The following is a 6,308-nucleotide window of genomic DNA, read 5'->3' on the forward strand; positions in this document are numbered from 1 at the left end:
GACACGCCAAAAACTTTTCGCAAAAATTTAATCAAACGGTTGAAGCAGGTAGAATCAGAGAGAATCGATTTTAAGGAGAATCTGTGTCAGGACATTCTAAGTGGGCGACCACTAAGCATAAGAAAGCAGCTAATGACGCTAAGCGAGGTAAACTCTTCGCGCGTCTTATTAAGAATATCGAAGTAGCTGGGCGTACGGGTGGCCCCGATCCCGACGCTAATCCGGCTCTGTATGATGCGATTCAAAAAGCGAAAAAGAATTCGGTGCCGAATGACAACATCGAAAGAGCCTTAAAGAGAGCAGCTGGCGATGATGCGGGTGGCGCTACCTATGAGCAAATTTTTTATGAAGGCTATGCCACGGGCGGAGTGGCAGTATTGATTGAGTGTCTCACCGATAACCGGAATCGGGCTGCCTCGGATGTGCGGGTAGCTCTCACTCGGAACGGTGGCACTCTCGCTGATCCCGGATCGGTCTCTTATCTCTTTACTCGTAAAGGGGTAGTGGAAGTGCCGATGGCTGATTCTTTAGACGAAGATAGCATCTTAATGGCAGTCTTGGATGCGGGAGCTGAAGAGATAGCTACTCTCGGAGATACCTATCAGGTAATTTGCGCTCCAAATGATGTAGTGGCAGTGCGCAGTGCCCTGGTGGAAGCGGGTATTGACTACAATTCGGCGGAAACGCAGTTTGTGCCGGCGATGAAAGTCGATGTGGATAAAGATAATGCCCGGCGCGTGCTAAAAGTATTGAATGCACTAGACGATGTAGATGATATTCAGAATGTCTACTCCAATGTCGAGATTGATGACGAGGTGCTCTCCGAGCTCGAAGCTGAGGAGTAAAGTGCGAATACTCGGGGTGGATCCTGGTCTTACTCGTTGCGGAGTGGGAATTATAGAAGCTGATGCTTACCGGCGGGTTAAATTAGTAGACGTCGGAGTAGCACGCTCCGCTCCTGATCAGGCTCCACAACAGCGCTTGTTAATTATTTACAACGAGCTGCTCACCCAGATAAAAATTTTTCACCCCGAGGTGGTGGCGATAGAGAGAGTATTTGCCGAAGAGAATGTGCGTTCCGTTACGAGCACTGCGCAGGTGGCGGGTATTGCTATGCTGGCAGCGGCACAATTCTCCTTGCCAGTAGCTCTCTACAGCCCCTCGGAAGTGAAAGCTGCTGTGACGGGAAACGGGCGGGCCGCTAAAAAACAAGTGCAGTTTATGGTGCAGAAAATTTTGCAGTTAGATGCCTTGCCGCGGCCGAAAGATGCCGCCGATGCGCTGGCGATTGCCGTATGCTGTGCTTGGCGCGGGGGAGGAGAATCTGGGCAAAAAACTGACCGCGCGCAGCACGGCGGAGCCGGAATGCTTCCTAGAGCAGAAGGGGCGGATTTGACTCCTGCACAAAAATTATGGGCGCAAGCTGAACGTTTAGGATCTCGCCACGGAGCGGTAGCTCCCAAAAAATAAATAAATATGTATTAAACTATTTATGAAACGTTTGTTCGAAAGGTGGAATCGTGATCTCTTCCGTGCGCGGGGCAGTGATTGGGCTGGATAAAGATTCGGTCGTTCTGGAAGTGGGCGGAATTGGATTGTGTATTTACACTTCTCCTTCTACGCTTGCCTCTTTACACCTCGGCTCGGAGGCGCAGCTCTACACTTCTTTAATAGTAAAAGAAGATGAGTTGAGTCTTTATGGTTTTGCTGATGCCGATAGTCGTACTGTTTTTAATATCTTGTTGGGAGTATCGCGTATCGGAGCTCGCACTGCATTAGCGATGCTGGCTGTGCATACGCCTGATGCTCTGCGCTCAGCAATAGCTAATAAAGATATAAATGCCCTCACACAAGTATCTGGAATTGGGAAAAAAGGTGCCGAACGAATAATTTTGGAAATTGGCGATAAGCTCGGGCCTGCTCCCCAGCTGGCGGCGGTGAATTCTCCTACGAGCGGCGCGAATGAGCGCGATGTATTGGAAGCATTAATAAATCTCGGCTGGCCAGAGCGCGAAGCGAAGCCGGCTTGTGTGCAGGCCGTCCAAGAAAATCCGGAAGCGGCGGTGGCTGATTTATTGCGGGCTGCTCTGCAAATTCTAGGTAAAAGGAGGTAGCGCGTGGAGGAATGGAATATAACTTCTGCCGAAGCTGATGAAGAAGAACGCGCGCAAGAAGCCGCGTTACGCCCTAAGCAACTCACGGAGTTCGTAGGCCAAGAAGTGGTGCGTAGCCAGCTTTCGCTCATTTTAGATGCAGCTAATCAGCGCGGAAAATCTCCAGATCACGTGTTACTCTCCGGCCCGCCTGGCCTAGGTAAGACTACTTTGGCGATGATTATTGCAGTGGAAGTAGGTGGGTCTTTGCGCCTCACTTCCGGCCCGGCAATCCAGCATTCGGGAGATTTAGCGGCCGTACTTTCTTCTCTCCAAGAAGGAGATGTGCTCTTTATAGATGAAATTCATCGCCTAGCACGGGCAGCAGAGGAAATGCTCTACTTAGCGATGGAGGATTTTCGAGTTGATGTGATTGTGGGGAAAGGTCCGGGCGCCACTTCTATTCCTTTGCCGCTACCGCGTTTTACCGTAGTAGGAGCTACTACCCGCGCGGGATTGTTGCCAGCACCGCTGCGCGATCGTTTTGGCTACACTGCCTATTTAGATTATTACGCGGATACGGAACTGGCAGAAATAGTGCGCCGTAATGCCATTAAACTGGATGCAGAGCTCACTGACGAAGCTGCGGTAGAAATATCTTCCCGCTCGCGAGGCACACCGCGAATCGCCAATCGGTTATTGCGGCGTGTGCAGGATTGGGCACAAGTACGGGGGAGTGGAGTACTAGATTTAGCTGCTGCCCAAGCTGCCCTGCAAGTTTTTGAAGTAGATAAGAGTGGCTTGGATCGCCTCGATCGGGCAGTTCTAGAAGCAATCTGCCAAAATTTCCAAGGTGGCCCAGTTGGATTGACCACTTTAGCGGTTTCGGTAGGAGAGGAACCAGAAACAGTTGAAACGGTCTCTGAACCCTATCTAGTGCGCCGCGGTTTCCTCACTCGTACTCCGCGTGGCCGCCTAGCTACGGCGCGGGCGTGGCAGCATCTCAATTTAACGCCGCCGGAGGCATCCGCTACACTTTTTCGCTAGCATAAAATGCGGTAAACTTTTTTAGGTTGCACTAGCAGATTAGGAAAAGGCTCTTATGGAACTTATTATCATTGTTTTGTTTATGGTCATTATGATGTGGGGCCTAAACTTTATGAACCGGAAGACGCAGAAACGCCAGCAAGATGAGCGAGCTTCTGCCATCGTACTGGGTAATAACGTAGTCACTACCGCTGGATTTTTAGGAAAAATAGTGGATATTGACGGCGATGCCATTACTCTCGAATCTCCTTCCGGTGAGGAATCTGTATGGCTGCGTGGAGCAATTGCTGGCCAGATGGAAATTCCGGTAGCAGGAATTTCGGAAGCAGATGCGGCTGCGTTGGACGCCGAAACGAGTGTAAAAGAAGTGGCAGCGGGGGAGGATTCCGAGAATCCCGAGGCTCCTGAGCAGCCAGTGGAAGAATCTGATCAAGAATAAGGCGCCGATTTTTGGCGGAAATAGAAAAGATATTTTTGTGGCGAAAAAAAGAAGAGCAGGGGCAGGATCCGCTCCTATAAAACGCTTGCTAGTGTTGACGGTATTAGCAATTGCCTTAGTTGGTTCATTAATTTTCGGTACGGTACGCGAGCCAGGTACTAAATTCACTCCTTCCTTAGCTCTGGATTTGGAAGGTGGCACGCAGCTGATTTTGACGCCAGTAGCTACCGATAATTCTGAGATTACGGACGAAGATGTAAATCAAGCTATTGAAATTATCCGCCAGCGGGTGGACGCTTCCGGTGTGGCAGAAGCGGAGATTACCGCGCAAGGCGGAAAAAATATCGTCGTAGCGCTGCCGGGAGAGCCCAGTAAAGAAACTTTAGACTTGGTGCGCACTTCAGCAGTATTGCGTTTGCGACCGGTGTTGACGGTAATGGGGCCAGATGCCATAAATAATTCGAGTTTGGCGCAGATGCAGGCACAAGCCCAAGCGCAGAGCAGTGGATCGCAGCCGCCAAAACCAGAAGATATTAAACCACTTAATCTGAGCCCCGAAGAATTACAGGCAGAAATTACGAAACTCGCCGATTCGAATAAAGATGGAAAGCTCTCTAGCGAGCCACTAACTACTCCCAAGGATTCTTCTGATTTAGCTTGGGTGACGGAAAAAGTGCTCTATGATGCCTACACTTTGCAATGTGGCTCGGGAAAAGCGCGCCTAGATGCTACTGCTGATGCTCCCGATAAACCTTTCGTGGCTTGTGCAGAAAAAGGCGAAATGAAATATATTCTCGGCCCAGCGGAGGTTGAGGGTACTAACCTTACGCAGGCATCTTCTGGGCCAGCGGTAGATAAAAGTGGTAATCCTACCGGTGGCTGGGCTGTACATATGCAGTTCGATAAAGAAGGCGGCGAGGCTTTCGCCGCCGTGACGGGTCGCTTGCACGGTTTAACGCAACCGCGTAATCAGTTTGCTATTGTGCTCGACGGGCAAGTACTTTCGGCTCCGGTGCCTAGTGGGCCGATTGCCGGAGGGCAAGCCGAAATTACTGGAAAATTTACCGCGGAAGAAGCTGCCTCTTTAGCTAACCAGTTGAGCTTTGGTTCCTTACCGCTCAACTTTGAAGTGCAGTCTGAAGAGCAGATTTCAGCTACCCTCGGCACCGAACAGCTGCAAGCGGGCTTGATTGCCGGCTTAATTGGCGGGCTAATAATCGTGCTTTATATGCTCTGGCAGTATCACGCTTTAGGAATCATTTCGGTAGCTTCTATCGCCCTCTCTACGGGAATGTCTTATCTAGTAATTTGTTTCCTCTCTTGGAGCATGGGCTACCGCCTTTCTATGGCCGGTGTGCTCGGTATGATTATTTCGGTTGGCGTCACTGCGGATTCTTTCATCGTTTACTTTGAGCGAATTCGCGATGAAATCCGCGATGGGCGCACAATTAAAGGCGCGATTGAGCACGGCTGGGCGCGGGCGAAGCGCACAATCATTATTTCGGACTGTGTAAATTTGCTAGCTTCCATAGTGCTTTACCTATTGACGGTTGGATCGGTGCGCGGCTTTGCCTTCACACTGGGAATCACCACCGTGCTGGATTTGATAGTGGTAATGCTCTTTACCTACCCACTAGTCACTTTGCTCGGTCGTTTGCAATTCTTTAATTTGGGTAAGCCCTTCTCCGGATTGGATAAAGTGCAATTGCGGAAAAATCCGCTCTATCGCGGGCGCGGGGCTGCTCTCGCTGGGCGGAAGCGGCCGGCCAATGCAGAAGATAGTGAGCAAGATTCCGATGCCGATTTGCTTGAAGAAGTAGCTGAGAGTGAGCCAGAAGATACTGCAGTTGCTAATTCTGCTGCGGCTGCGCCGGCGGAAGCAGCGGAAGTAGCTGGAAAATCCGCCGTCGAAGTACCGGTAACTGTAGGTGCAGAAATAGAAAATTCCGCTGCACTTTCTCAGCCTGGCCTCACTTTAGCGGAGCGCCGCGCCCAAGAGCGGAAAGCACGGAAGAAAAAAGCGGCCACAGATGGCATAGATTCTCAGGAAGAGGGGAAAAACTAATGTTATCCATGTACCCTATCGGTAATGATCTCTACTCTGGGCGCCGTTCTTTAAATATTATTGGATTGCGGAAAGTCTGGTTTGGAATCGCCTTGCTGCTGATTCTGGCTTCTTTGATGTCAATCTTGATACGCGATCCGAACCTCGGAATTGAATTCCGCGGTGGTTCACAATTCACCGTCACCGGCACAGAAGTTACCTCCCATCAGCCTGCTTATGAAGCAATTTCCAAAATAGGTGCAGATGATGCGCCACGTGTTTCTAGTTTAGGTACCTCTGGATTGCGGGTGCAGACCGTCGAACTGAGCGATCAGCAGACGCAGGAATTAAAAGAAACTCTGGCTGCTGCTTATAAAGTACCAGTAAGTGATGTAACCTCCACTTACATTGGCCCGTCCTGGGGGCAAAACATTATGAGCAAAGCGATTCGCGCCATGATTGTATTTATGGTTACAGTATCGCTGGTCTTAATGCTATATTTCCGTTCCTGGACTATTGCAATTGGTGCTATGGGAGCACTTTTACACGATTTCATAATCACTTTGGGAGTATATTGGCTGCTTGGTTTGGAAATTACGCCGGCGACTATCATCGGTATTCTGACGATTCTGGGTTATTCCCTCTACGATACGGTGGTGGTATTCGATAAAATACGGGAAAATAC

7 protein-coding genes are annotated in these 6,308 nt (G+C 50.0%); all 7 read left to right on the top strand.

The window, feature by feature from the left end; translation table 11 throughout:
* The first annotated feature begins 83 nt into the window (after positions 1-83).
* Positions 84-845: a YebC/PmpR family DNA-binding transcriptional regulator gene (locus Q0X35_RS05660; RefSeq protein ID WP_297566407.1), complete on the top strand. Its 762-nt coding sequence runs from the start codon at positions 84-86 to the stop codon at positions 843-845.
* Position 846: 1 nt separating this feature from the next.
* Positions 847-1,470 (top strand): crossover junction endodeoxyribonuclease RuvC, encoded by a 624-nt coding sequence (gene ruvC, locus Q0X35_RS05665; protein WP_297566409.1) that lies wholly within the window; start codon positions 847-849, stop codon positions 1,468-1,470.
* Between the two features lie 50 nt (positions 1,471-1,520).
* On the top strand, positions 1,521-2,114 hold the full coding sequence (ruvA, locus tag Q0X35_RS05670; RefSeq protein WP_297566411.1) for a Holliday junction branch migration protein RuvA: 594 nt from the start codon (positions 1,521-1,523) through the stop codon (positions 2,112-2,114).
* Positions 2,115-2,117: 3 nt separating this feature from the next.
* Positions 2,118-3,140 (top strand): Holliday junction branch migration DNA helicase RuvB, encoded by a 1,023-nt coding sequence (gene ruvB, locus Q0X35_RS05675; protein WP_297566413.1) that lies wholly within the window; start codon positions 2,118-2,120, stop codon positions 3,138-3,140.
* Positions 3,141-3,195: 55 nt separating this feature from the next.
* A complete protein-coding gene (locus Q0X35_RS05680; RefSeq protein ID WP_297566415.1) occupies positions 3,196-3,579 on the top strand; it encodes a preprotein translocase subunit YajC in 384 nt (127 codons plus the stop codon).
* 37 nt (positions 3,580-3,616) lie between these two features.
* Positions 3,617-5,644, top strand: a complete 2,028-nt coding sequence (gene secD / locus Q0X35_RS05685; protein ID WP_297566416.1) for a protein translocase subunit SecD — start codon at positions 3,617-3,619, stop codon at positions 5,642-5,644.
* On the top strand, positions 5,644-6,308 hold a 665-nt coding region (gene secF, locus Q0X35_RS05690; RefSeq protein WP_297566418.1), incomplete at its 3' end, for a protein translocase subunit SecF. The genes secD and secF, both read left to right, overlap by 1 nt.

The sequence above is a fragment of the uncultured Arcanobacterium sp. genome (assembly GCF_947253055.1).
Lineage (GTDB): Bacteria > Actinomycetota > Actinomycetes > Actinomycetales > Actinomycetaceae > Arcanobacterium_A.